20 protein-coding genes are annotated in these 23,166 nt (G+C 70.6%); 10 read left to right on the top strand and 10 right to left on the bottom strand.

All coding sequences use genetic code 11. The features are described 5' to 3' along the window. The first annotated feature begins 214 nt into the window (after positions 1 to 214). Positions 215 to 1,774 (top strand): purple acid phosphatase family protein, encoded by a 1,560-nt coding sequence (locus IQ210_RS17885; RefSeq protein ID WP_194080033.1) that lies wholly within the window; start codon positions 215 to 217, stop codon positions 1,772 to 1,774. A gap of 59 nt (positions 1,775 to 1,833) precedes the next feature. Here the strand turns inward: IQ210_RS17885 and IQ210_RS47905 are convergent, their stop codons facing one another. Together IQ210_RS47905 and IQ210_RS17880 are read right to left on the bottom strand one after the other, a co-directional pair. Further along, the gene (locus tag IQ210_RS47905) at positions 1,834 to 1,965 is read right to left on the bottom strand and encodes a hypothetical protein (protein WP_020121043.1); all 132 of its coding nucleotides are present in this window, start codon (positions 1,963 to 1,965) and stop codon (positions 1,834 to 1,836) included. Between the two features lie 221 nt (positions 1,966 to 2,186). Beyond that, on the bottom strand, positions 2,187 to 3,128 hold the full coding sequence (locus tag IQ210_RS17880; RefSeq protein ID WP_194079990.1) for a LysR family transcriptional regulator: 942 nt from the start codon (positions 3,126 to 3,128) through the stop codon (positions 2,187 to 2,189). Positions 3,129 to 3,235: 107 nt separating this feature from the next. Here IQ210_RS17880 and IQ210_RS17875 point away from each other — a divergent pair, with 107 nt between their 5' ends. Both IQ210_RS17875 and IQ210_RS17870 read left to right on the top strand, forming a co-directional pair. Continuing rightward, positions 3,236 to 4,228 carry an NADP-dependent oxidoreductase gene (locus tag IQ210_RS17875; RefSeq protein WP_194079989.1) on the top strand — a complete coding sequence of 331 codons (993 nt, stop codon included), beginning with the start codon at positions 3,236 to 3,238 and terminating at the stop codon, positions 4,226 to 4,228. Positions 4,229 to 4,309: 81 nt separating this feature from the next. After that, entirely contained in the window at positions 4,310 to 5,188 is an 879-nt protein-coding gene (locus IQ210_RS17870) for an alpha/beta fold hydrolase (RefSeq protein WP_194079988.1), read from the top strand. Between the two features lie 49 nt (positions 5,189 to 5,237). Here the strand turns inward: IQ210_RS17870 and pruA are convergent, their stop codons facing one another. Both pruA and IQ210_RS17860 read right to left on the bottom strand, forming a co-directional pair. Beyond that, positions 5,238 to 6,869 carry an L-glutamate gamma-semialdehyde dehydrogenase gene (pruA, locus tag IQ210_RS17865; protein WP_194079987.1) on the bottom strand — a complete coding sequence of 544 codons (1,632 nt, stop codon included), beginning with the start codon at positions 6,867 to 6,869 and terminating at the stop codon, positions 5,238 to 5,240. 51 nt (positions 6,870 to 6,920) lie between these two features. Continuing rightward, entirely contained in the window at positions 6,921 to 7,847 is a 927-nt protein-coding gene (locus IQ210_RS17860) for a proline dehydrogenase family protein (protein WP_194079986.1), read from the bottom strand. A gap of 142 nt (positions 7,848 to 7,989) precedes the next feature. Between IQ210_RS17860 and IQ210_RS17855 the strand changes: the two genes are divergently transcribed. Beyond that, positions 7,990 to 9,222, top strand: coding sequence for a PucR family transcriptional regulator (locus tag IQ210_RS17855; protein WP_194079985.1), 1,233 nt, complete (start codon positions 7,990 to 7,992; stop codon positions 9,220 to 9,222). A 13-nt stretch (positions 9,223 to 9,235) separates the two neighbouring features. Here IQ210_RS17855 and IQ210_RS17850 read toward each other — a convergent pair whose 3' ends face one another. Next, entirely contained in the window at positions 9,236 to 9,937 is a 702-nt protein-coding gene (locus tag IQ210_RS17850; protein WP_194079984.1) for a helix-turn-helix transcriptional regulator, read from the bottom strand. A gap of 84 nt (positions 9,938 to 10,021) precedes the next feature. Here IQ210_RS17850 and IQ210_RS17845 point away from each other — a divergent pair, with 84 nt between their 5' ends. From IQ210_RS17845 to IQ210_RS17825, 5 genes are all read left to right on the top strand, one after another. Next, positions 10,022 to 10,444 (top strand): hypothetical protein, encoded by a 423-nt coding sequence (locus tag IQ210_RS17845; RefSeq protein ID WP_194079983.1) that lies wholly within the window; start codon positions 10,022 to 10,024, stop codon positions 10,442 to 10,444. Positions 10,445 to 10,555: 111 nt separating this feature from the next. Beyond that, complete coding sequence (locus IQ210_RS17840; RefSeq protein ID WP_194079982.1) at positions 10,556 to 12,046, top strand: ABC transporter substrate-binding protein; 1,491 nt, start codon at positions 10,556 to 10,558, stop codon at positions 12,044 to 12,046. 41 nt (positions 12,047 to 12,087) lie between these two features. Then, entirely contained in the window at positions 12,088 to 13,854 is a 1,767-nt protein-coding gene (locus IQ210_RS17835) for an ABC transporter permease subunit (protein WP_322656381.1), read from the top strand. Then, positions 13,835 to 14,764 (top strand): ABC transporter ATP-binding protein, encoded by a 930-nt coding sequence (locus IQ210_RS17830; RefSeq protein WP_194079981.1) that lies wholly within the window; start codon positions 13,835 to 13,837, stop codon positions 14,762 to 14,764. The genes IQ210_RS17835 and IQ210_RS17830 overlap by 20 nt, the downstream gene beginning before the upstream one ends. Continuing rightward, a complete protein-coding gene (locus IQ210_RS17825) occupies positions 14,761 to 15,432 on the top strand; it encodes an ATP-binding cassette domain-containing protein (protein WP_194079980.1) in 672 nt (223 codons plus the stop codon). The genes IQ210_RS17830 and IQ210_RS17825 overlap by 4 nt, the downstream gene beginning before the upstream one ends. Here IQ210_RS17825 and IQ210_RS17820 read toward each other — a convergent pair. Continuing rightward, positions 15,419 to 16,000, bottom strand: coding sequence for a TetR/AcrR family transcriptional regulator (locus IQ210_RS17820; RefSeq protein ID WP_194079979.1), 582 nt, complete (start codon positions 15,998 to 16,000; stop codon positions 15,419 to 15,421). The genes IQ210_RS17825 and IQ210_RS17820 overlap by 14 nt on opposite strands. A gap of 76 nt (positions 16,001 to 16,076) precedes the next feature. Between IQ210_RS17820 and IQ210_RS17815 the strand changes: the two genes are divergently transcribed. Continuing rightward, complete coding sequence (locus tag IQ210_RS17815) at positions 16,077 to 17,594, top strand: MFS transporter (RefSeq protein ID WP_194079978.1); 1,518 nt, start codon at positions 16,077 to 16,079, stop codon at positions 17,592 to 17,594. Positions 17,595 to 17,658: 64 nt separating this feature from the next. Here the strand turns inward: IQ210_RS17815 and serA are convergent, their stop codons facing one another. From serA to IQ210_RS17795, 4 genes are all read right to left on the bottom strand, one after another. Then, positions 17,659 to 19,248, bottom strand: a complete 1,590-nt coding sequence (gene serA / locus IQ210_RS17810) for a phosphoglycerate dehydrogenase (protein ID WP_194079977.1) — start codon at positions 19,246 to 19,248, stop codon at positions 17,659 to 17,661. Between the two features lie 254 nt (positions 19,249 to 19,502). Continuing rightward, entirely contained in the window at positions 19,503 to 20,501 is a 999-nt protein-coding gene (ilvC, locus tag IQ210_RS17805) for a ketol-acid reductoisomerase (protein WP_079310755.1), read from the bottom strand. 117 nt (positions 20,502 to 20,618) lie between these two features. Further along, the gene (ilvN, locus tag IQ210_RS17800) at positions 20,619 to 21,143 is read right to left on the bottom strand and encodes an acetolactate synthase small subunit (protein WP_059198117.1); all 525 of its coding nucleotides are present in this window, start codon (positions 21,141 to 21,143) and stop codon (positions 20,619 to 20,621) included. Between the two features lie 21 nt (positions 21,144 to 21,164). Continuing rightward, positions 21,165 to 23,018, bottom strand: coding sequence for an acetolactate synthase large subunit (locus IQ210_RS17795; protein ID WP_194079976.1), 1,854 nt, complete (start codon positions 23,016 to 23,018; stop codon positions 21,165 to 21,167). Positions 23,019 to 23,166: the final 148 nt, after the last annotated feature.

The following is a 23,166-nucleotide window of genomic DNA, read 5'->3' as shown; positions in this document are numbered from 1 at the left end:
CAGACCTTCGGCCACGACCTCCTGGCCGATGCCGTCACCGGGAATCACTGCGAGATTGATGCTGCGAGACATGTCGGCACCCTACTCCTCGTCCCATGGGATGACACGGCATGTCCGCGATGCGGACACGACAGCTCTGCTGGGCGTCAGCCCTTCGACCGGCGTTCACCCGTACGTATGGCGGCTGTTGGCCCGCGCTGGGAAGTTCACCGGCATGGACCTCCCCGACGTAGGCATCCCGCCGCAGCTCGCCCGCCGGATGAGCATGGCGGAACAGCACGAGTACCTGCGCACCAAGCTGACCCGGCGGCGCACGCTGGTGACAGCGGGCGCGGTGGCGAGCGGCCTGCTCACCGGATGCTCGACGGACGGAAACGGTTCATCACCCCGTACGACCGCCTCGGCGTCGTCGGCCGCCAAGGCGCCCGGCTCCGCCGTCGCCCCCTTCGGCCGCCATCTCGCCTTCGGCGCCGATCCGAGGACGCAGATGCGGATCTCGTGGCAGGTCCCGGCGGCCGTCCGCAAGCCGTACGTCCGGATCGGCGCCCGCCCCGACGATCTGGGCCGGCGGATCGAGGCCGAGATCCGCGACCTCCACACCCCCGGCGTCACCGGCGTCCGCCCCGCCCTCGACCAGTACTACGTGCACGCGGCCCTGGACGACCTGCTCCCCGGCACCACGTACTACTACGGCGTCGGCCACGACGGCCTCGATCCGGCCGCCCCCGAACACCGCGCGACGATCGCGTCCTTCCGCACCGCGCCCACCCGCCCGAAGAAGTTCGTGTTCACGGCCTTCGGCGACCAGGGCGTGAGCAAGGCCGCCGCCGCCAACGACGACCTCCTGCTGAAGCAGAACCCGGCGTTCCATCTTCACGCGGGCGACATCTGCTACGCCGACGTCAACGGCCGCGGCGAGAAGACGGACGGCTACGACCCGGCGTACTGGGACCTGTTCCTGAAGCAGAACGAACAGATCGCGCGGTCGGTGCCGTGGATGGTGACGACCGGGAACCACGACATGGAGGCCTGGTACTCCCCCGAGGGCTACGGCGGCCAGCTCGCCCGCTGGTCCCTCCCGGACAGCGGCTTCGACGCCCGCACGGCACCGGGCGTGTACTCCTTCGTGTACGGCAACGTCGGTTTCGTGGCGCTGGACGCCAACGACGTGTCGTACGAGATCCCCGCGAACCTCGGCCACACGGGCGGGAAGCAGACGGCGTGGCTGGACGACAAGCTCGGGGAGCTGCGCAAGGCGGTGGACTTCGTCGTCGTCTTCTTCCACCACTGCGCCTACTCGACCTCGTCGCACGCCTCGGACGGCGGGGTGCGCGAGGAGTGGCTGCCGCTGTTCGCGAAGCACCAGGTGGACCTGGTGATCAACGGGCACAACCACGTCTACGAGCGGACCGACGCGATCAAGGCCGGCGAGGTGGGCCGGCGGGTGCCGATCGGTGCGTCGACCGATCCGACGCGCGACGGGATCGTGTACGTCACCGCGGGCGGGGGCGGCAAGGACCTGTACGGCTTCCCGGCGGGCGTGAAGGAGAGCTACGAGGGCCGGGTGCGTGACCTCGACTCCGTCGACACCTTCCAGTGGACGAAGGCACGGGCCACGAAGGCGGAGACGGTGGAGTGGTCACGGGTGCGCTACCGGGGGTTCTCGCTGCTCAAGGTGGAGGCGGAGAGCGGCAGCGCGCCGCGGCTCAGGGTGTCGGCGCTCGCGCAGAACGGGGAGCGGATCGACCATTTCGAGGTGCGGCGCGGGAGGTGAGACCGCGCCGCACCCCGGCGGGTGCGGCTCCCGGGTACGTGGGGTGCTGCTGACCGGCCTCAGTGGCCGGTCGAGCCGCCGTTGTCACGGCGGTCGAGGGCGCGCTGGAGGGCGGCCGCGGCGTTCTTGCGGTCGGACTCGCTCGTGCGGGACGTGTGACGGACTCGACGGCGGGCGGTCGTCTCGGCCATGAGAAATCGACTCCTTCGAATTCATGGAGGCAACGGGGGGTTGCGAGACGCCGGAAGGGGCGGGGAGCGGTGGGCCGCAGGGGTTGCCTGCGCGGGGCCCGGCTCACGACCGCCATTCGCTTGATCGAGCGAGACGTTCGGCTTCTACAAAGCTAAGGGAGGAGGCCGTGTCTGTCTCCACAATTACTCGGACTTCCTACTATCTGAGACGGTGGATTGGGTCACACCGCTCTGAGCTGGGGTTTTGTGGTGGTCGCGGCGGGATTGGCATGTGCCCGCAGCTCGCGGGGCTCTCGGAGCTCGCGGAGCTCTCGGACGAGGGCGCGTACGGCGGCCGTGCCGGCGAGCTCGGGAGTGGTGACGTACCCGATCTGACGGGTGGGCCGGTCCGGACCGAGATCGGTGATCTGTGTCGAGAGCGGTGCTCCGGTGAGGGACAGCGCGGGCATGATCGCCATTCCGAGACCACTGCTCACCATCGAGAGCACCGCTCCGTCGTCCTCGGCGCGGACGGTCGCGGTGGGAATCCAGTCCTGGGCGGCCCACCAGGTGCGGGTGTAGGAGGAGCAGTTCTCCAGCCAGTCGACGAGGGGCAGTGAGCGCGGATCGGGGTGACCGGCCGGGTGCACGAGCGAGTACGGCTCCTCCAGGAGTACGTCCCCCACGAGCTCCGGCGGGATCGGCGCACTGGTGCCGAAGGTGGCGATACCGAGGTCGGCCCGCCCCTCAGCCACCGCACCGGCGGTCCCCGGCCCGACCTCCCGGACGACGGTGACGGTCGGCTCCAGCGCCGGGTGCCGGGCGGTGAGGCGTTCGAGTACGGGCGGGAGCAGATGGAGGGCGGCGCTGCGGAAGGCGGCGATGCGGAGGGGGCCGGCGACCTCGGCGGGCGAACCGCTCCTGGTCTCGGCGACCAGCACGTCGAGCATCCGCAGCACGCGCCGCCCGTGGGAGACGGCCCGCGCGCCGGCCGGGGTGGGCCGGGCTCCGAACCGCCCGCGCTCGAACAGCACGACGCCCAGTTTGCGTTCGATGCCGCGCACGGCATGGGACACGGCGGACTGGGTGGTGCCGAGCCGGACGGCGGCGGCCGAGAAGCCACCCTCCTCGGCGACGGCGACGAGGGTCCGCAGCTCCTGCGGCGCGAGATCGACGGTGCTCACTTCCGGGCTCCCCACCTGCGAAGCTATGAGGGCGACTCATGGATGCGCCCGTTGCATGAGCCCAACCCTCTGCCCGGCCGGGGCATTCCTCCGTACGTTCCTCGCTCATGACCGACATCGCGCTCACCGTCCAGCAGACCGCCCGCCCGACCGGCTTCCCGACCCCGGACCACTTCCGCTTCGCGGAGTCACCGGTGCCCGACCCCACTCCCGGCACGGCACTGGTGGAGAACCTGTACTGGTCGGTCGACCCCTACCACCGCGAAATGATGGACGGCGACTTCGAGTTGAACGCCCCGCTGGAGGGCCGCACGCTGGGCCGCGTCATCGCGTCCCGCACGCCCGAGCTGCCGGAGGGCGCGATCGTCTTCCACCGCCGGGGCTGGCGCACGCACGCCGTGGTCGGCCCGGCGGAGGCCAGACGCGTCCCCGGGTACCAAGGCGTCCCGCTGTCGGCGCACTTGAGCGTGCTCGGCGGCACGGGCCTGACGGCGTACGTGGGGCTGACCAGGATCGCCGGGCTGCGTGAGGGCGACGACGTCTTCGTCTCGGCGGCGGCCGGCGGCGTCGGTACGGCGACGGGCCGCTTCGCCCGCCTCCTGGGTGCGGGCCGCCTGATCGGCAGCGCGGGCTCGCCCGCCAAGGTCCGGCATCTGACGGAACGGGTCGGCTACGACACGGCGTTCGACTACCACGAGGGCGCGGTGCGGGACCTGTTGGCGAAGACGGCCCCGGACGGCATCGACGTCTTCGTGGACAACGTGGGCGGCGACCACCTGGCCGCGGCGATCGGCGCGCTCCGGGAACGCGGCCGCGTGGTCAGGATCGGCACGGTCGGCCAGTACAACACCCCGGGTACCACCCAGGCCCACTTCAACCACGCGGACGTCGTCGAAAAGAGCCTGCGCATCGAGGGGTTCCTGGTGAGCAACTACCGGGATGTTCAGCAGGAGTTGGAGGAGTTCGCCGTCCCGCACCTCCAGCGCGGCACGCTCGCCCTCGACGAGACGGTGATCGACGGCTTCGAACGGATCGTGGAGGCGTTCCTGCTGATGCTGCGGGGCGGGAACACGGGGAAGATCCTGGTGCGGGCGATCTAACCACTCAAGCGTGCTTGACCGGTGCGGCGACGCGTGATGGACTGACCTAACCATCAAACACTCATTAAGAGGTTAGACAGCATGGCCACCGCTCATCGCACCACCACCGTCCGCGGCCTCGACATCCACTACCGCGAGGCCGGTCCCGCCGACGCCCCGGTCCTCCTCCTGCTGCACGGCTTCCCCACCAGCTCGCACATGTTCCGCGAGCTGATCCCCCGCCTCGCCGACCGGTACCGGCTCATCGCCCCCGACCACATCGGCTTCGGCCGCTCGGCGGCCCCGGACGCCGCCGACTTCCCGTACACCTTCGCCGAACTCGCCGACATCACTGGCGAGTTCACCGAGCGGCTCGGGATCGAGCGGTACGCGCTCTACGTCCAGGACTACGGCGCCCCGATCGGCCTGCGGCTCGCCCTCGCCCACCCCGAGCGGGTCACGGCGATCGTCACCCAGAACGGCAACGCCTACGAGGAGGGGCTGGGGAAGGAGGCCTGGGCGCCGGTGCTCGCGCTCATCGCGGAGCGGACGCCGGAGACGGAGGCGCCGGTGCGGGAGATCAGCTCACCGGAGGGCATCAAGTGGCAGTACCTGCACGGCGTACCGGAGGAGTACCGGGCTCTCGTCGCGCCGGAGGCGTACGAGCACGACGCGGCGCTGATGGCGCGCCCCGGCCAGCCGGAGATCCAGCTGGACCTGATCTCCGACTACGGTTCCAACTTCGCCCTGTACCCGGCCTTCCAGGACTACTTCCGCACCAGCCAGGTCCCCCTCCTCGCCGTCTGGGGCGCCCACGACGAGATCTTCGTGCCGGCCGGGGCGTCGGCCTTCCAGCGCGATCTCCCGAAGGCCGAGATCCATCTGCTCCCCACGGGCCACTTCGCCCTGGAGACCCACGCGGCTCAGATCGCGGACCTCATGCGGGGTTTCCTGGGCCGGCATCTGCTGCCCGCAGGATGACCGAAGGGGCCGGACAACAGCCCGGCCCCTCAGTTCATGTGATGTGACGTCAGCCCATGTGCGGGTACGTGTAGTCGGTCGGCGGGACCAGCGTCTCCTTGATGGCGCGGGTCAGGGTCCAGCGCATCAGGTTCTGCGGAGCGCCGGCCTTGTCGTTCGTGCCGGAGGCGCGGCCGCCGCCGAAGGGCTGCTGGCCGACGACGGCGCCGGTCGACTTGTCGTTGATGTAGAAGTTGCCGGCCGCGTAGCGGAGCTTCTCCATCGTGTACGCCGCCGCCGCGCGGTCGGCCGAGATCACCGAGCCGGTCAGGGCGTAGTCGGACGCCGACTCCATCTGGGTCAGCATCTCCTCGTACTTGTCGTCCTCGTAGACGTGCACGGCGAGGAACGGGCCGAAGTACTCGGTCGTGAAGACCTCGTTCTCCGGGTCGGAGCACTCGACGACGGTCGGGCGGACGAAGTAGCCGACCGAGTCGTCGTACGAGCCGCCCGCGACGATCGTGCAGGTCGGGTCGGACTTGGCGCGGTCGATGGCCGCCTTGTTCTTGGCGAACGCGCGCTCGTCGATGACCGCGCCGATGAAGTTCGACAGGTCGGTGACGTCACCCATGGTCAGGTAGTCGACCTCGGCCGCGAACTCCTCCTTGAAGCCGGAGTTCCAGATCGACGCCGGGATGTACGCGCGGGAGGTGGCGCTGCACTTCTGGCCCTGGTACTCGAAGGCACCGCGGGTCAGGGCGGTCTTGAGGATCGCCTTGTCGGCGCTCGGGTGGGCGACGACGAAGTCCTTGCCGCCGGTCTCGCCGACCAGGCGCGGGTAGGAGCGGTACTTCTCGATGTTGGCGCCGACCGTCTTCCACAGGTACTGGAAGGTCTTGGTCGAACCGGTGAAGTGGATGCCGGCGAGGTCGCGGTGGACCAGGGCGACCTTGGAGACCTCGATGCCGTCACCGGTGACCAGGTTGATGACGCCCTTCGGCAGGCCCGCCTCCTCCAGCAGCTGCATGAGCAGCACGGCGGCGTGGGTCTGGGTCGGGGACGGCTTCCAGACGACGACGTTGCCCATCAGGGCGGGCGCGGTCGGCAGGTTGCCCGCGATCGCCGTGAAGTTGAACGGCGTGATCGCGTAGACGAAGCCTTCCAGCGGGCGGTGGTCGAGCCGGTTCCAGACGCCCGGGGAGTTGGCCGGGGGCTGCTCGGCGAGCAGGTCGCGGGCGTACTTGACGTTGAAACGCCAGAAGTCGACGAGCTCACAGGGGGTGTCGATCTCGGCCTGCTGGGCGGTCTTGGACTGGCCGAGCATGGTGGAGGCGGCCAGCGTCTCGCGCCAGGGGCCGGCGAGGAGTTCGGCGGCGCGCAGGATGATCGCGGCACGGTCGTCGAAGGACATCGCGCGCCAGGCGGGCGCGGCGGCGAGGGCCGCGTCGATCGCGTCCTGGGCGTCCTGCTGGGTGGCGTTGGCGTACGTGCCGAGGCGGGCCTTGTGGTTGTGCGGCTGCACGACGTCGAAGCGGTCGCCGCCGCCCATCCGCTTCTCGCCGCCGATGGTCATCGGCAGGTCGATCGGGTTCTCGGCCAGCTCCTTGAGCTTGGCCTCCAGGCGGGCACGCTCGGGCGAGCCGGGGGCGTAGCCGTGCACCGGCTCGTTGACGGGGGTGGGGACCTGGGTCACAGCGTCCATGAGATCCGTAACTCCTTGAACTTGAGCGGGTGTTCGAGCGGGTGGGCGGGCTCAGCCCTTGCTGACCATCGAGCGCAGGAAGAAGCGCAGGTTCGCCGGCTTCTCCGCAAGCCTTCGCATGAAGTAGCCGTACCAGTCGGTGCCGTAGGCGGTGTAGACGCGCATGCGGTGGCCCTCGGCGGCGAGGCGCAGGTGCTCGTCGCCGCGGATGCCGTACAGCATCTGGAACTCGTACTCGTCGAGCTTGCGGCCGGCCTTGCGGGCGAGTTCCTGGGCGATGGAGATCAGACGCGGGTCGTGGGAGCCGATCATCGGGTACCCCTCGCCCTCCATCAGAGTCTTGAGGACGCGGACGTACGCCTTGTCGATCTCGTGCTTCTGCTGGTACGCGACCTCGGCGGGCTCCTTGTAGGCGCCCTTCACGAGCCGGACGCGGCTGCCGGCCTCGGCGAGGCGGCGGGCGTCGGCCTCGGTGCGGAAGAGGTAGGCCTGGATGACGCAGCCGGTCTGCGGGAAGTCCTTCCGCAGCTCCTCGTGGATGGCGAACATCGAGTCGAGGGTGGTGTGGTCCTCGGCGTCGAGGGTGACGGTCGTACCGATCGCGGCGGCGGCCTCGACGACGGGACGGACGTTGGCGAGCGCGAGCTCGTGCCCGCCCTCCAGTGCCTGCCCGAACATCGACAGCTTCACGGACATCTCGACGCGCTCGCCGAGGCCGAGGTCGCGCAGCCGGTCGACCAGCGCGAGGTAGGCGTCGCGGGCGGCGTAGGCCTGCTCGGGGGTGGTGATGTCCTCGCCGACGACGTCCATCGTCAGCTCAAGACCCTGGTCGGTGAGGCTCTCGATGATCGGTACGACGTCGTCGACGGTCTCGCCGGGGATGAAGCGGTCGACGACCTGCTTGGTCACCGGCATCGCCGAAATCAGACGTCGCATCCTGTCGCTGCGCGACGCGGCGAGAATCACGGGACCCAGCACGGGGCACCTCCACAAACCAGCAGGAACATGCCGCATTCCCACAACTCGGGTACGGCACGGAGAACCACCGTGAAACCTAAGGATCCCTCCGATCGTCGACCATCGACAGCTGTCACGCATCCGTGCCGCAGATCTCAGACAGATGTATGAAGGGTCTGCGATTGTGCGGGAGAATGCGGGAGTGACCGCGGATTACAAAGGTGACTATCAGGAGCTGGTCGACGAGATCTCGGAGCTCCTCGGCGTCCCGGCGACCCTGGAGAACCGCGACTTCGAGCTGATCGCCTTCGGGGCGTACGACAGTGAGGGCGACCTCGATCCCTCGGCCCTGGACCCGGTCCGCACCCGCTCGATCCTGACCCGGCGCTCGACGACGGCCGTCCGGACCTGGTTCGAGGGCTTCGGCATCACGCGCGCGACCGGCCCGGTCCGCATCCCGCCGACCCCGGAGGCGGGCGTCTATCGCGGACGGATCTGTCTCCCCGTACGCCATCGGGGTGTCGTCCTCGGATACGTCTGGCTGCTGGAGTCCGACCCCGGGCCCACCGACGCCCAGCTGACCGCCGCCATGGAGGTGACCGTCCGCATCGGCGCGCTGCTCGCGGACGAGGCACAGCACGGGGCGGATCTGAGCCGGGAGTTGCGGGCGGTACTGACCGCCGAGCGCGGCTGGCAGGGCGACATGGCGGTGGCGGCGCTGCGTACGGCTCTCGGCCCGCGCGGCGACGGCCCGCACGCGGTGGTGTGCGTCGCCCCGTGGCCGTCCGCCGACCCGGACGACGCCCCGTCGGCCCGTACGGTCCCGCACGCGACGGCGCTGTGCACGGTGCCGTGGGGCACGACGGCCCACAGCCTCGCGCTCCTGGTCAGGCTGCGGTCCCCGGAGGCACGGACCCCCGCGCTGACGGCGGCACAACGGCTGCTCGGCGAGACCGAGGCCGGGGCCGCCCGTGCCGCCGGCGCCGCCCGTGCCGCCGGTGTCGGCGAACCCCGCACGAACCTGGCCGACCTGCCGGCGGCCTGGCAGGAGGCCTCGGCCGCGGCCCGCGCCGCCCTGGCGGAACCGGCGCTGGGCCCGATCGCACACTGGTCCGCCATCGGCCCCTACCGCCTGCTGACCGCGCTCCCCGCGGACACGGCCCACGACCCCGCCGTACGCCCCCTCCTCTCCCCCGCCCACCGCGACCTCGCGCGCACCGCCGAGACGTACCTCGACTGCGCGGGGCAGGCCGGCCGCACGGCGGCGGAGCTGGGCATCCACCGGCAGACGCTCTACTACCGCCTGTCCCGGGTCGAGCAGCTGACCGGCCTCGACCTGGACGACGGCGAGGACCGGCTGCTGCTGCACATGGCGTTGAAGGGGGCACGCCTCTAGGCGAGGCGAGGGGTCAGGGTGAGGTCGGCTTGAGGCGCACGCAGCAGTGGCCGGGCTCGGGGGCCAGGCATGCCTCGAAGCCGCTCTCGCCGGAGCCGTTTTCGTCGAGGCCGCGCAGCACCCCCCTCATCAGATGCAGGTTCATGCCGCACACGGTCTGCGTGTGGTCGCGCGCCAGGGCGTGGAAGGGGCAGTTGTCGAGGACGACGGTCGCCCCGTCGCGCCGGGGTTCAAAGCCGTAGCGCTCCAGCAGGTCGAACACGCCCTCGCCGTCGTCCTCTTCGGCCAGCCATAGGCCCAGCTCGTGGGCCTTGCGGTGCAGGACGGTCCGGGTCGGCTCGCCCGTGACCTCGGACTCCTCCAGGGCCTGGGCGAGGAGCCGGCCGGCCAGTTCGTAGTGCCGCTCGGGCAGGTTGACGGTGATCTGCCGGGCGGAGCGTTTGTAGAGCTTGGCGGGGCGGCCCGCGCCGGGGCCGGAGCGTCCGCTGCGGCGCTCGTAGACCACGTCGAGCAGTGATTCCTCGGCCAGCTTGTCGAGATGGAAGGCCGCGGTCTGCCGGGCGAGCCCCAGGGCGGCCGCGGCCTCGTCGCGTCCGACCGGTCCGGGGGCGCGCACGACATGGTCGTACAGCCTCCGGCGAGTGGGTTCGTCCAGCGCGGCGACGGCGGAGACGTCGGGATCGGGTGCTGCTGCCTTCGGAGCGGTCACGAACACCAGTGTAAAAGCAGCGGCGGTTGACTAAAGAGAGCTGGAGCGCTTCTATAACTAGTGAGAGTTGTTGATAGAAGGAGAGTCGCCATGACCTCAGCACCAGCAGCCACCCCACGCCCCCGGGAATCCCTCGCCGACCCCGGCTACCAGGCGTTCGCCGTCCTGCGCATCGGGTTCACGGTGGCGCCGATCCTGTTCGGCCTGGACAAGTTCACCAACTGGCTCGTCGACTGGCCCGGTTACCTCGCGCCGTGGATCGACGACATCGTTCCGGGCAGCGCCCAGCAGGCCATGTACGCGGTGGGCGTCATCGAGATCGTCGCGGGCCTCGTCGTCGCCGTCGCACCCCACTTCGGCGGCTGGCTGGTGGCCGGATGGCTGGCCGGGATCATCGTCAACCTGCTGACCATCCCGGACTACTACGACATCGCCCTGCGCGACTTCGGCCTACTGCTCGGCGCGGTCGCCCTGGCCCGGCTGGCGGAGAGGTATCACCACACGTCCGACTGAGCCGGGGGCAGCCCGGGAAACGGGGAGCCGAGGCGATTACTGAAAACGATTGTCATCATGCTACGGTCGGCGCACACCGTCTCTTGACCACCTCTTTACCCGGAGGGTCCCGTGCGCCTGCCCGCTCGCCGTCTGCTCCCCGTCACCGCCCTCACGGCGACGTCCGCACTGCTCACCGGCTGCTTCTCCGGGGCGGACTCCGCCGCCGAGGGCGACGGCAAACGCGTCCGCGTCGCGATGATGCAGCCGCCGCGCTCGGGGCTCTCCCCGTTGTCGGACGACGCGTTCAAACTGTCCCGCTGGTCGACGGCCGAGACGCTGGTGAAGCTGGACGCCGACGGGGACGCCGAGCCCGCGCTCGCCACCAAGTGGCAGCAGAGCGGCCGTACTTGGACTTTCGAGATACGCGACGGCGTCACCTTCCACGACGGCAGCGAGCTCGACGCGAAGGCGGTCGTACGGTCGCTCACCACCGCCGCCACCGCATCCCCCAAGCCCCGCATCCTCGACGGCGTCGAACTGACCGTGCAGGCCCAGGACTCCGACACGGTCACCGTCACCACGGCCGACGAGGACCCCCTCGTCCCGCAGCGGCTCAGCTCGCCCCAGCTGTCGATCCTCGCGGCGAAGGCGTACCGCGGGAAGACCGTGAATCCCGTCGGCGCCGGCACCGGCCCCTTCGAACTCACCAAGGTCAACGGCACCTCCTCCGCCGCTCTCGACCGCTACGACGGCTACTGGGGCGAGCAGGCCAAGTCCCCGGGAATCGACGTGAAGTTCGTCCCCGACGGCACCGCGCGCGCCGCCGCGCTCAGGAGCGGCGAGGCCGACATCGTCGAGGCCGTCCCGGTGTCGCAGGCCGCGCTGCTGGACGAGGAACTCGTCACCGAGGTGCCGATGCCGCGCACCAACACCCTCTACCTCAACACCTCCGACGGGCCCTTCCGCGACGCCGGCCTGCGCGCCGCCGCCCGTGAGGCGATCGACGCCAAGTCGATCGTGGAGGGCGTGTACGAGGGGCGCGCCGATATCGCCGAGGGGCTGCTGGGGCCCGCGCTGCCGTGGGCGGCCGAGTTGCGGTCGGACGTCAAGCGCGCCGCCGCCGAGAAGCCGGACGGGCGGACGATCACCATCGGCACCTTCACCGACCGCGCCGAACTGCCCGAGGTCGCGGCCACGCTGCAACAGCAGCTCCAGAAGGCCGGGTTCAAGGTCAAGCTGGAGATCCGCGAGTACGCCAACATCGAAACCGACGCGCTCGCCGGGGAGTTCGACGCGTTCATCCTGTCCCGCGCCACCGTCCTCGACTCGGGCGACCCGGCCGCCTACCTCTACAGCGACTTCGCCTCCGACGGCTCCTTCAACATCTCCCAGCTCGCCGACGCCCAGGTGGACGCGGCGTTGAAGAAGGCCGCCGGGACCGGCACGGGTGAGGCCCGGCGGAAGGCGGTCATCGCCGCCGAGGCCGCCGTGCTGGCCACCGACGCCGCGATCCCGATGCTCCACGAGCGGGTGATCCAGGGCGACGCCACCGGGGTCGTCGGCGCCGCGCACGACCCGCGCGAGCGGGAGCTGGTCACCGCGGACACGTACGTCAAGTGAGCGTGGCGAAAGCAGGGCCCAGCCCCAGGAAGGCGTGGCAAGTGCGGCCCTGGACGCGGGCGTTGCCCTCCGCCGCCGGAGTGACCCGCGCTCTCGGCCTCCTCGCGGTGGTCGCCGCCGTGGGTCTCCTCCCCTGGCTCTCCGGCAAGGACCCCGCCCTCACCGTCCTGCGCGCCCGGTCCGCCGAGCAGGAGCCGACGAAGGAGGCGCTGGACGCCGTACGGCGGGATCTCGGGCTGGACGCCGGTCCCCTGTCGCTGCTGGGGAGTTGGGCGTCCGGGCTGGTGCGCGGGGACCTCGGTACGTCATGGGTGTCGGGGACCGAGGTGCTGCCCTCGGTCGTGGCCGGGTTGCAGGTTTCGCTGGCCTTGATGGGGGCGGCCTTCGGCGTCGCCCTGGTGCTGGCCTGTGCGCTGGTCGCGCCGGTGCTGGTGCGGGGGCGGCGGTCGGCCGGGGCGTTCGCGGCGATGCTCGCGGCCGTGCCCGAGTTCCTGCTGGCCACCGTCGCGCTGCTGGTGTGCGGGGTGTGGCTGGGGTGGCTGCCGACGTCGGGGTGGCAGGGGCCTCAGTACATGGTGCTGCCCGCGCTCGCGCTCGGGGTGCCGGCGGGCGGGCTGCTGGGGCGGCTGGTCGCGGACGCGCTGCCGGGGGTGCTGGACGAACGGTGGGTGGAGCTGTGGCGGGGCGCCGGGGTGAGCCGACGGCTGATCGCGGGGGCCGCGCTGAAGCGCGTACTGCCGCCGCTCGTCCCGCAGTTCGGGATGGCCGCCGTGGGGCTGACGGGTGGCGCGGTCGCCGTGGAGACCGTGTTCGCGGTGCCCGGGATCGGGCGTACGGCGCTCGGCGCGGCCAAGTCGCAGGATCTGCCGCTGCTCCAGGGGGCAGTGCTGGCGCTGTTGACGCTCGGGTTGGTCATGGGGGCGCTGGCGGCGTTCACACGGCGTCGGCTGCTGGGCCCCGCCCTGCGTGACGCCTCCCTCGCGCTGCCTCCCGCTCGCCCGGTCCGTACACACCCGGCGGTCCCGTTGATCCTGTTCACACTCCTCGCCGCGGCGATCGGCTGGGGCCTGCTGCGCGACCCGTACGCCGTCCACACCGCCGACCGGCTCGCCGCGCCCTCCTGGTCCCACCCCCTCGGCACCGACGGCCTCGGCCGTGACGTCCTCGCCCGGCTCGGTCACGGCGCCGCCCCCACCGTCGGCACGGCCGCCGCCGTCTGCCTGCTGAGCCTGCTGGTCGCCCTCGCGCTCGGCTTCCTCCCCGGCATCGCCGCCGGCGCGGCCGACATCGCCAACGCCCTCCCCCCGGTCATCGTCGGCATCCTGGTCGCCGCGGCGGCGGGCCCCGGCACCGGCGGCGCGGCCCTCGCGGTCGCCCTGATCTCCTGGCCACCGCTGGCCGCACACGCGGCGGCACTGGTCCAGGAAGTACGCGCGTCCTCGTTCCTGCTGGCCCAACGCGCCATCGGCGCACCCCCATGGTGGATCCTCACCCGGCACGTCCTGCCGTCCGTCGCCGCCCCGGTCGCCCGGCACGCCCTCCTCCGGCTGCCCGGCATCGCCCTCGCCCTGGCCTCCCTCGGCTTCCTGGGCCTGGGCGCCCAGCCGCCCGCCCCGGAGTGGGGCCTGCTCCTCGACGAGTCCCGCGCCTACGTCGAACGCGCCCCCTGGGCCGCCCTCGCCCCGGCAGTGGCGCTGGCCCTGCTGGCGGGGCTCGCGGTATCGGGGGCGGCGTACGCGCAAGGGCGCCGCGCGCCTCGTAGCAGCGAAAGAAGGAAGGTGACCTCCGTTGACCCAGTCGGCGTCTGACCCCCTGCTCTCCGTACGCGATCTGCGCATCGCCTTCGACGGCGTCGAGGTGGTCCGGGGACTCTCCTTCGACGTCCACGCGGGCGAAGTCCTCGCCTTGGTCGGCGAGTCGGGCGCGGGCAAGTCCCTGACAGCGCGGGCGCTCCTCGGGATGCTGCCGTCCGATGCCGTTCAAACAGGCTCCGTGCGGCCGGACTTGTCGACCGCTCGCGGCCGCCGTATCGCCCTCGTCCCCCAGGACGCCCTGTCCGCACTCTCCCCCGTGCACCCGGTGGGCGACCAACTCGCCACCGCCGTACGGTCGGTGGCCCGGGTCTCCCGTGCGGAGGCCAGGGCCAGGGCGGTGGCGGCGCTCGACCGGGTGGGCATCCCGGACGCCGCGCGCCGGGCACGGTCATATCCGCACGAGTTCTCCGGTGGCATGCGGCAGCGCGCGGTCGTCGCGATGGCCACGATCAACGAACCCGACGTCCTGGTCGCCGACGAACCCACCACCGCCCTCGACGAGGAGCGCCGCGACCAGGTCCTCCACCTCCTCACCGAGCAGCGGGAAGCCGTGGGCGCGGCGCTCGTGCTGGTCACGCACGACCTGGACGCGGTACGACGACACGCGGACCGCGCGCTGGTGATGTACGCCGGCCGGATGACCGAACTAGGCCCGGTGCGGGACGTGTTGGAACACCCTCTCGCCCCCTACACGGCGGGACTGCTGGCCTGCCTCCCGCAGACCGCCCGAGGTCGCCGCCTCCCCACCCTCCCCGGCATGCCCCCGACCCCGGACGCGCTGCCGCCGGGCTGCGCCTTCGCACCTCGGTGCACGCGCGCGACGGACGTGTGCCGACGCGAGGAGCCGGAACCGGTACGGGTGGACGGCCACCAGGTCGCCTGTCACCACTGGGAGAAAGTGTGAGTCGTTCGCTTCTCGACGTCCGCGACCTCGTCGTCCGCTACGGCGCGGTGACGGCCGTCGACCACGTCTCCTTCACCCTGGAGGCGGGCGAGACGCTCGCCATCGAGGGCCCGTCCGGCTGCGGCAAGTCGTCGACGGCCATGGCCGTGCTGCAACTGCGCCGCCCGGACAGTGGCGAAGTCCGCTTCGAGGGCCGGGAGTTGACCGGCCTCACCGAACCCCAACTCCGCCCGCTCCGCCCCCGTATGCAGCCCGTCTTCCAGGACCCGTACGGCTCGTTGAGCCCCCGCCACCGCATCCGGGACGCGGTGGCCGAACCACTGCGCCTCCAGGGACTGCGCCCCACCGCCACCGAGATCGCCGAACTCCTCGACCGCGCCGGCCTGGACCCGTCGTACGGCGACCGGCGCCCGCACGAGCTCTCCGGCGGCCAGTGCCAACGCGCCGGAATCGCCCGCGCGTTGGCCTCGAACCCCCGCCTGCTGGTCCTGGACGAGCCGGTGTCGGCGCTGGACCCGTCGGTACGCGCAGGGATACTGAACCTCCTGGCCGACCTCCAGGACGAGCTGGGCCTGGCGTACCTGTTCATCTGCCACGACCGGGCGGTCGTACGGCACTTCGCGGACCGGGTGATCGCGATGCGGGACGGGCGGATCACTTCCCGGTGATGCCCTCGATCACCTGACGGAGGCCCTCCGTGAGCGCGTCGGCGTCGGGCGCGTTCTTGGGATCGAAGATCCACTGGGTGATGAGCCCCGTCATCAGGGTCGTGTAGAACCTGCCGAGGGTGTCACGTGTCTCGTCCGGGACGTCCTCCTCCGGCACACCCATGAAGAGCGAGACGAGAGCCCGTTCGGCATCCCGCTGCTGCTGCGCCAAGTGATCGCGCACGGCGGGCAGTTGATCGCCCATCGCCACGATCTCCACGCTGAGGCGCCACATCGAGCCGGGCCCGCGCATGGTGCCGATGATGTTCGACCACACCTCGCGGAACCGCTCCATCGAACCGGGCGCCGCAACGATCCCGGCGGCCTCACCGTCGAAGGCTTCGGAGAGATCCCCGACCAGCGCCAGGTACGCCTCCGCGAGCAGCGCGTCCTTCGAGCCGTAGTGGTAGCCGATCGAGGCGAGGTTGGTCCCCGACTCCTTGACGATGTCGCGCGCGGTGGTGCGTGCGAAGCCCTTGGCCAGCAGGCAGCGCTTGGCGCCCTCGAGCAGATCCTCACGGTGTCCCATGCGCCCACTCTATCTAGACAAGCGACTTATACAAGCGTCATAGACAAGCGTTTAAGACGTGCGTATAGTCCCTGCCATGACGAACTCGACGAGCACCAACTCCCGCGCCGGACGCCGGGAATGGACCGCCCTCGGCGTGCTGATGCTCCCGCTGCTGCTGGTCTCGATGGACGTCTCCGTCCTCTACTTCGCGATCCCCTCGATCAGCGCGGACCTGGAGCCGTCCGGCACCCAGCAGCTGTGGATCTTCGACATCTACGCGTTCGTGCTGGCCGGCCTGCTGATGACGATGGGCTCGCTGGGTGACCGCATCGGACACCGCCGGCTGCTGCTGATCGGCGCCACCGCCTTCGGCGCCGCCTCACTCCTCGCGGCGTACGCGAACAGCGCCGAGACCCTGATCGCGGCCCGCGCGGTCCTCGGCATCGGCGGCGCGACCCTGATGCCGTCGACGATGGCGCTGCTGCGCACGATGTTCACCGACCCCGGCCAGCGCGCCAAGGCGATCGGCCTGTGGTCCGGCGTGATGACGGCCGGTATCGCGCTGGGCTCGGTGATGAGCGGGGTGCTGGTCGAGTACTTCTGGTGGGGCTCGGTCTTCCTGGTCAACCTGCCCGCGATGGCGCTGCTGCTGGTGCTCGGCCCGGTACTGCTGCCGGAGTCCCGCAACCCGGCGACGGGCCGCTTCGACTGGCTGAGCGTGCCCCTGTCCATGGCGGCCGTGCTCCCGGTGATCTACGGCCTGAAGGAGATCCCCTCCGAGGGCTGGAACGTCCGCTACGTCGTCTCGATCACCGTCGGCCTGCTCTTCGCGGCCCTGTTCGTCCACCGCCAGCGCACCGCGGTCTCACCGATGATCGACCCGGCCCTGTTCCGCGGCCGCGGCTTCGCCCCCGCTGTCGCGCTGAACCTCGTCTCAGCGTTCGGGATCATGGGGTCGGCGTACTTCACCACGCAGTATCTGCAGTCGGTGCTCGACAAGAGCGCCCTGGAGGCGGCGCTGTGGGCGCTGCTGCCTTCGGTGCCGATCGGCGGGGCGGCGCCGGTGGCGACGAGCCTGGTCCAGAAGGGCGTGGCCCGCGCTCGCGTCGTCACCGCGGGTTTCGTGATCGCCGCGGCCGGGTTCGTGGTGCTGGCCTTCGCCGGTACGGACTCGCTGTGGCTGGTGCTGACCGCGTGCGCGGTGCTCGCCGTCGGCGGTGTCGTGGTGATGTCCCAGATCATGGACCTGGCGATGGGCACCGCCCCGGCCGAACGGGCGGGCGCCGCGTCCTCCCTGATGGAGACGGGCTCGGAGTTCGGCGGCGCGCTGGGCATGGCGCTGCTCGGCTCGATCGGTACGGCCGTCTACCGCCACGAGATGCCGGCGTCGGCCCCGGACGTGGCCCGCGAGACGCTGGGCGGGGCGCTCGCGGTGGCCGACCGGGTACCCGGCCTGGCGACGGTGGCCCGGGAGGCGTTCACCAGCGGGATGCAGGGGGCGGCGATCGGAGGAGCGGTGTTCTTGGCGGGGGCCGCGGTGTTGGCGGCGGTGATGCTGCGGGGGGTGGAGGTGCGGGAGCCGGTGGAGGAGCCGGAGAAGGCGGCTGCCTGACGCAAGGAAAAGGCGGGGCGAGCTGAGGATCGACCTCAGCGCGCCCCGCCTTTTGCGTGGTACGTCAGACCAGGTTCACCGCACGCGCCGATGTCGCGCCGATCTCCGCCTCGACCTCCGCCAGCACCGACGCCGCGACCGTGTCGTCGACGGTCAGTACAGCCAGCGCTTCGCCGCCTGCCGCCGCGCGGGCGACCTGCATGCCGGCGATGTTGATGCCTGCCTCGCCGAAGACGCGGCCCACGGTGCCGACGACGCCGGGACGGTCCTCGTACTTGAGGACGACCATGTGGTCGGCGAGCGCCAGGTCGACGTCGTAGTCACCGACGGCCACGATCTTCTGGAGGTGCTTCGGCCCGGCCAGCGTGCCGGAGACGGACACCTCCTCGCCGCTGCCGAGCGTGCCGCGCACGGTCACCACGTTGCGGTGGTCGGACGACTCCGAGCTGGTCGTCAGCCGCACCTCGACGCCGCGCTCCTGGGCGAACAGCGGGGCGTTGACGTAGGAGACCGTCTCGTCGACGACGTCCTCGAAGACACCCTTGAGGGCGGAGAGCTCCAGCACCTTCACGTCGTGCTGGGTGATCTCGCCGTAGACCTCGACGTCCAGCCGTACGGCCACCTCGCCGGCGAGCGCGGTGAAGATCCGGCCGAGGCGCTCGGCGAGCGGGAGGCCCGGCTTGACGTCCTCGGCGATGACGCCGCCCTGGACGTTGACCGCGTCCGGCACGAGCTCACCGGCGAGGGCGAGACGCACCGAGCGGGCGACGGCGATACCGGCCTTCTCCTGGGCCTCGTCGGTGGAGGCACCGAGGTGCGGGGTGCAGACGACCTGGTCGAGCTCGAAGAGCGGGGAGTCCGTGCAGGGCTCCTTCGCGTACACGTCGAGACCGGCGCCGGCGACGCGGCCCTCCTTGAGGGCGGAGAACAGCGCGGCCTCGTCGACGATGCCACCGCGCGCGGCGTTGACGATCCGGACGCTCGGCTTGACCTTGTGCAGGGCCTCGTCGCCGATGAGACCGAGGGTCTCGGGGGTCTTGGGGAGGTGGACGGTGATGAAGTCGGAGACCTCGAGCAGCTCGTCCAGCGACAGCACCTTGACGCCCATCTGCGCGGCGCGCGCGGGCTGCACGTAGGGGTCGTAGGCGACGACCTTCATGCCGAAGGCGGACATGCGCTGCGCGACGAGCGCGCCGATGCGGCCGAGGCCGACGACACCGAGGGTCTTCTCGGCGAGCTCGACGCCCGTGTACTTGCTGCGCTTCCACTCGCCGTTCTTCAGGGCGGTGTTGGCCTGCGGGATGTGACGCGCGGTGGCGAGCAGGAGGCCACAGGCCAGCTCGGCGGCGGTCACGATGTTGGAGGTCGGGGCGTTGACGACCATCACGCCGGCCTTGGTGGCGGCGGAGACGTCCACGTTGTCCAGGCCGACGCCGGCTCGCGCGACGACCTTCAGCTTGTTCGCGGCGGCGATCGCCTCGGCGTCCACCTTGGTGGCGGAGCGGATCAGGATCGCGTCGACGTCGGCGATGGCGGGCAGCAGCTCGGCGCGGTCCGCGCCGTTGCACTGCCGGATCTCGAAGTCGGGGCCAAGCGCGTCGACGGTCGCGGGCGACAGCTCTTCAGCGATGAGTACGACAGGTTTCGAGCTCACGTGGGTCCTCACAAGTCCAATGCATGCGGACGGCCGTCCCGACGGCCGCAGGCGGTGGAGGGATGTCGCGACCCAAAGGTCGCTTGAGCCGCGTGGAAGACGCACGACGCTGTGGGCCTGACGCGTATGTGTGCAGCAGTGTAGTGGCGTATGCGACGGGCTTTTACGCCACTGCGGAAGGATCACCCGTCCGTGGTCGGACAGGTTGGACAACGGGGCCGGAGCATGCCGCTCCGGCCCCGCGGTCGGAGGACTTACGCCTCCTCGTCGACCCAGCTCATCAGCTTGCGCAGCTGCTTGCCGGTGGTCTCCAGGAGGTGCTCGGAGTCCGCGGTCTTGTACTCGTTGTACTTCTTCAGACCGCCGTGGTACTCGGCCATCCACTCACGCGCGAAGGTGCCGTCCTGGATCTCGGCGAGGACCTTCTTCATCTCGGCCTTGGTGGCGTCGGTGATGATGCGCGGGCCGGTGACGTAGTCGCCCCACTCGGCGGTCTCGGAGACGGACCAGCGCATCTTCTCCAGGCCGCCCTCGTACATGAGGTCGACGATCAGCTTCAGCTCGTGCAGGCACTCGAAGTAGGCGATCTCCGGCTGGTAGCCCGCCTCGACGAGGGTCTCGAAGCCGGCCTTCACCAGGGCGGCGGTGCCACCGCACAGGACGGCCTGCTCACCGAACAGGTCGGTCTCGGTCTCCTCGGTGAAGGTCGTCTTGATGACGCCCGCGCGGGTGCCACCGATGCCCTTGGCGTACGACAGGGCCAGCGCGAAGCCGTTGCCGGTCGCGTCCTGCTCGACGGCCACGATGCAGGGAACGCCGCGACCCTCCTCGTACTGACGACGCACGAGGTGACCCGGGCCCTTGGGGGCGACCATGCACACGTCGACGCCCGCCGGGGGCTTGATGAAGTCGAAGCGGATGTTCAGGCCGTGGCCGAAGAACAGCGCGTCGCCGTCCTTCAGGTTCGGGGCGATCGACTCCTCGTAGACCTGGGCCTGGATCGGGTCCGGGACGAGGATCATGATGACGTCGGCCTCGGCGGCGGCCTCCGACGGGGTCACCACGCGCAGGCCCTGCTCCTCGGCCTTGGCCTTGGACTTGGAGCCCTCGTGCAGACCGACACGGACGTCGACACCCGAGTCACGGAGCGACAGCGCGTGGGCGTGGCCCTGGCTGCCGTAACCGATGACCGCGACCTTGCGGCCCTGGATGATGGACAGGTCGGCGTCGGCGTCGTAGAACAGCTCGGCCACTTTGGGTTCTCTCCTTGAGTGCAGGTGTTGCGTCCCACCGTATGACGGCGGGGTGAAGTGAAGTCTCGGGGTCTCGCTATACGGGCGGCCCGGGAGCCCGGCCGCCCGTACCCAGCGTCAGGCAGATCGGTCGAGCGCGCGCAGCGACCGGTCGGTGATCGACCGCGCGCCGCGGCCGATCGCGATGGTGCCGGACTGGACGAGCTCCTTGATGCCGAAGGGCTCCAGCATCTTGAGCATGGCCTCCAGCTTGTCGCTGGAGCCGGTGGCCTCGATGGTGACGGCCTCCGGGGAGACGTCGACGGTCTTGGCGCGGAACAGCTGGACGATCTCGACGATCTGCGAGCGCGTCTCGTTGTCGGCGCGCACCTTCACCAGAACGAGTTCACGCTGAACGGCGCTCGACGGCTCCAGCTCGACGATCTTGAGGACCTCGACGAGCTTGTTGAGCTGCTTGGTGACCTGCTCCAGCGGCAGCGCCTCGACGCTCACCACGATGGTGATGCGGGAGATGTCGGCGTGCTCGGTGACCCCGACGGCGAGGGAGTCGATGTTGAAGCCGCGGCGCGAGAACAACGCGGCGATCCGGGCGAGGATGCCCGGCTTGTTCTCCACCAGGACGGAGAGCGTGTGCTTGGACATGATCTTTTACGTCTCTCTCGCTCAGTCGTCTTCGTTGTCGCCGAAGTCGGGGCGGACGTCCCGGGCGGCCATGATCTCGTCGTTGGAGGTGCCGGCGGCGACCATCGGCCACACCATGGCGTCCTCGTGGACGATGAAGTCGATGACGACCGGGCGGTCGTTGATGGAGTTCGCCTCTTCGATGACCTTGTCGAGGTCGGCCGGGTCCTCGCAGCGGATCGCGTAGCAGCCCATGGCCTCCGACAGCTTCACGAAGTCGGGGACGCGGGTGCCGCGGGCGTCGGGGTTGACGTCCTCGGGGCCGCTGTGGAGCACGGTGTTGGAGTACCGCTGGTTGTAGAAGAGGGTCTGCCACTGGCGGACCATCCCGAGGGCGCCGTTGTTGATGACGGCGACCTTGATCGGGATGTTGTTCAGGGCGCAGGTGGTGAGCTCCTGGTTGGTCATCTGGAAGCAGCCGTCGCCGTCGATCGCCCAGACCGTCTGGTCCGGGGCGCCGGCCTTGGCGCCCATCGCGGCCGGGACCGCGTAGCCCATGGTTCCGGCGCCGCCGGAGTTCAGCCAGGTCGCGGGCTTCTCGTACTCGATGTAGTGCGCGGCCCACATCTGGTGCTGTCCGACGCCCGCGGCGAAGATCGTGCCCTCGGGCGCGAGCTGTCCGATGCGCTGGATGACCTGCTGCGGGGAGAGCTGGCCGTTCTCCGGCTGCTCGTAGCCCAGCGGGTAGGTCTCGCGCCAGCGGTTGAGGTCCTTCCACCAGGCGGTGTAGTCGCCCTTGTGGCCCTCGCTGTGCTCCTTCTGCACGGCCTGGACCAGGTCGGCGATCACCTCGCGGGCGTCACCGACGATCGGCACGTCCGCGGCGCGGTTCTTGCCGATCTCCGCGGGGTCGATGTCGGCGTGGACGATCTTGGCGTGCGGGGCGAAGCTGTCCAGCTTGCCGGTGACGCGGTCGTCGAAGCGGGCTCCGAGGGCGACGATCAGGTCGGCCTTCTGCAGCGCGGTGACGGCGGTGACCGCACCGTGCATGCCCGGCATTCCCACGTGCAGCGGGTGGCTGTCGGGGAATGCGCCGAGCGCCATCAGGGTGGTGGTGACGGGCGCTCCGGTGAGCTCGGCGAGAACCTTGAGCTCTGCGGTGGCGTGTGCCTTGATGACACCGCCGCCGACGTAGAGGACGGGCCGCTTGGCGGCCGTGATGAGCTTGGCGGCCTCGCGGATCTGCTTGGCGTGCGGCTTGGTCACCGGGCGGTAGCCGGGGAGGTCCATGACCGGCGGCCAGGAGAACGTGGTCTGCGCCTGGAGGGCGTCCTTGGCGATGTCGACCAGGACCGGGCCGGGGCGGCCGGTGGAGGCGATGTGGAACGCCTGCGCGATGGTCCGCGGGATGTCCTCGGCCTTGGTGACCAGGAAGTTGTGCTTGGTGATCGGCATCGTGATGCCGACGATGTCCGCCTCCTGGAAGGCGTCCGTGCCGATCGACTTGGAGGCCACCTGCCCGGTGATCGCCACGAGCGGCACCGAGTCCATGTGGGCGTCCGCGATCGGGGTGACCAGGTTGGTCGCACCCGGGCCCGAGGTCGCCATGCAGACGCCGACCTTGCCGGTGGCCTGCGCGTAACCCGTGGCCGCGTGACCGGCGCCCTGCTCGTGGCGGACCAGGACGTGACGCACGCGGGTGGAGTCCATCAGCGGGTCGTACGCCGGAAGGATCGCACCGCCGGGGATACCGAATACCGTCTCGGCGCCGACCTCCTCGAGAGAGCGGATGAGGGACTTCGCACCCGTGACGTGCTCGGGTGCGGACTGCTGTCCTCCGGATCGGGGCCGCGGCTGCGGATGGTGGGCCCCGGTGGCCTGCTCGGTCATCGTCATTCTCTTCTCGATGCTGAGGGTTTTTGCGAGGTTCGTGCGGTTTGAGCGGTTTTACGCTCGGTGCCTGTGCAACAAAAAACCCCTCGTGCCGGAAGGCAAGCGAGGGGAGCGCGCCGGGAGTGGTCGCTGAGCGGTCGAGGGCTCAGCT

This window comes from Streptomyces justiciae (genome assembly GCF_015163075.1).
Lineage (GTDB): Bacteria > Actinomycetota > Actinomycetes > Streptomycetales > Streptomycetaceae > Streptomyces > Streptomyces justiciae.
The sequence above is the reverse complement of the archived record's forward strand: the minus strand, read 5'-3'. Positions and strand labels throughout refer to the sequence as shown.

Coding starts and splice junctions, on each gene's coding strand:
- IQ210_RS17815 (WP_194079978.1), top strand. CDS start 16,077: ATGACGAACTCGACGAGCACCAACTCCCGCGCCGGACGCCGGGAATGG.
- IQ210_RS17795 (WP_194079976.1), bottom strand. CDS start 23,018: ATGACGATGACCGAGCAGGCCACCGGGGCCCACCATCCGCAGCCGCGG.
- IQ210_RS17845 (WP_194079983.1), top strand. CDS start 10,022: ATGACCTCAGCACCAGCAGCCACCCCACGCCCCCGGGAATCCCTCGCC.
- IQ210_RS17870 (WP_194079988.1), top strand. CDS start 4,310: ATGGCCACCGCTCATCGCACCACCACCGTCCGCGGCCTCGACATCCAC.
- IQ210_RS17875 (WP_194079989.1), top strand. CDS start 3,236: ATGACCGACATCGCGCTCACCGTCCAGCAGACCGCCCGCCCGACCGGC.
- IQ210_RS17820 (WP_194079979.1), bottom strand. CDS start 16,000: ATGGGACACCGTGAGGATCTGCTCGAGGGCGCCAAGCGCTGCCTGCTG.
- IQ210_RS17855 (WP_194079985.1), top strand. CDS start 7,990: ATGTATGAAGGGTCTGCGATTGTGCGGGAGAATGCGGGAGTGACCGCG.
- IQ210_RS17885 (WP_194080033.1), top strand. CDS start 215: ATGGACCTCCCCGACGTAGGCATCCCGCCGCAGCTCGCCCGCCGGATG.
- IQ210_RS47905 (WP_020121043.1), bottom strand. CDS start 1,965: ATGGCCGAGACGACCGCCCGCCGTCGAGTCCGTCACACGTCCCGCACG.
- ilvN (WP_059198117.1), bottom strand. CDS start 21,143: ATGTCCAAGCACACGCTCTCCGTCCTGGTGGAGAACAAGCCGGGCATC.
- pruA (WP_194079987.1), bottom strand. CDS start 6,869: ATGGACGCTGTGACCCAGGTCCCCACCCCCGTCAACGAGCCGGTGCAC.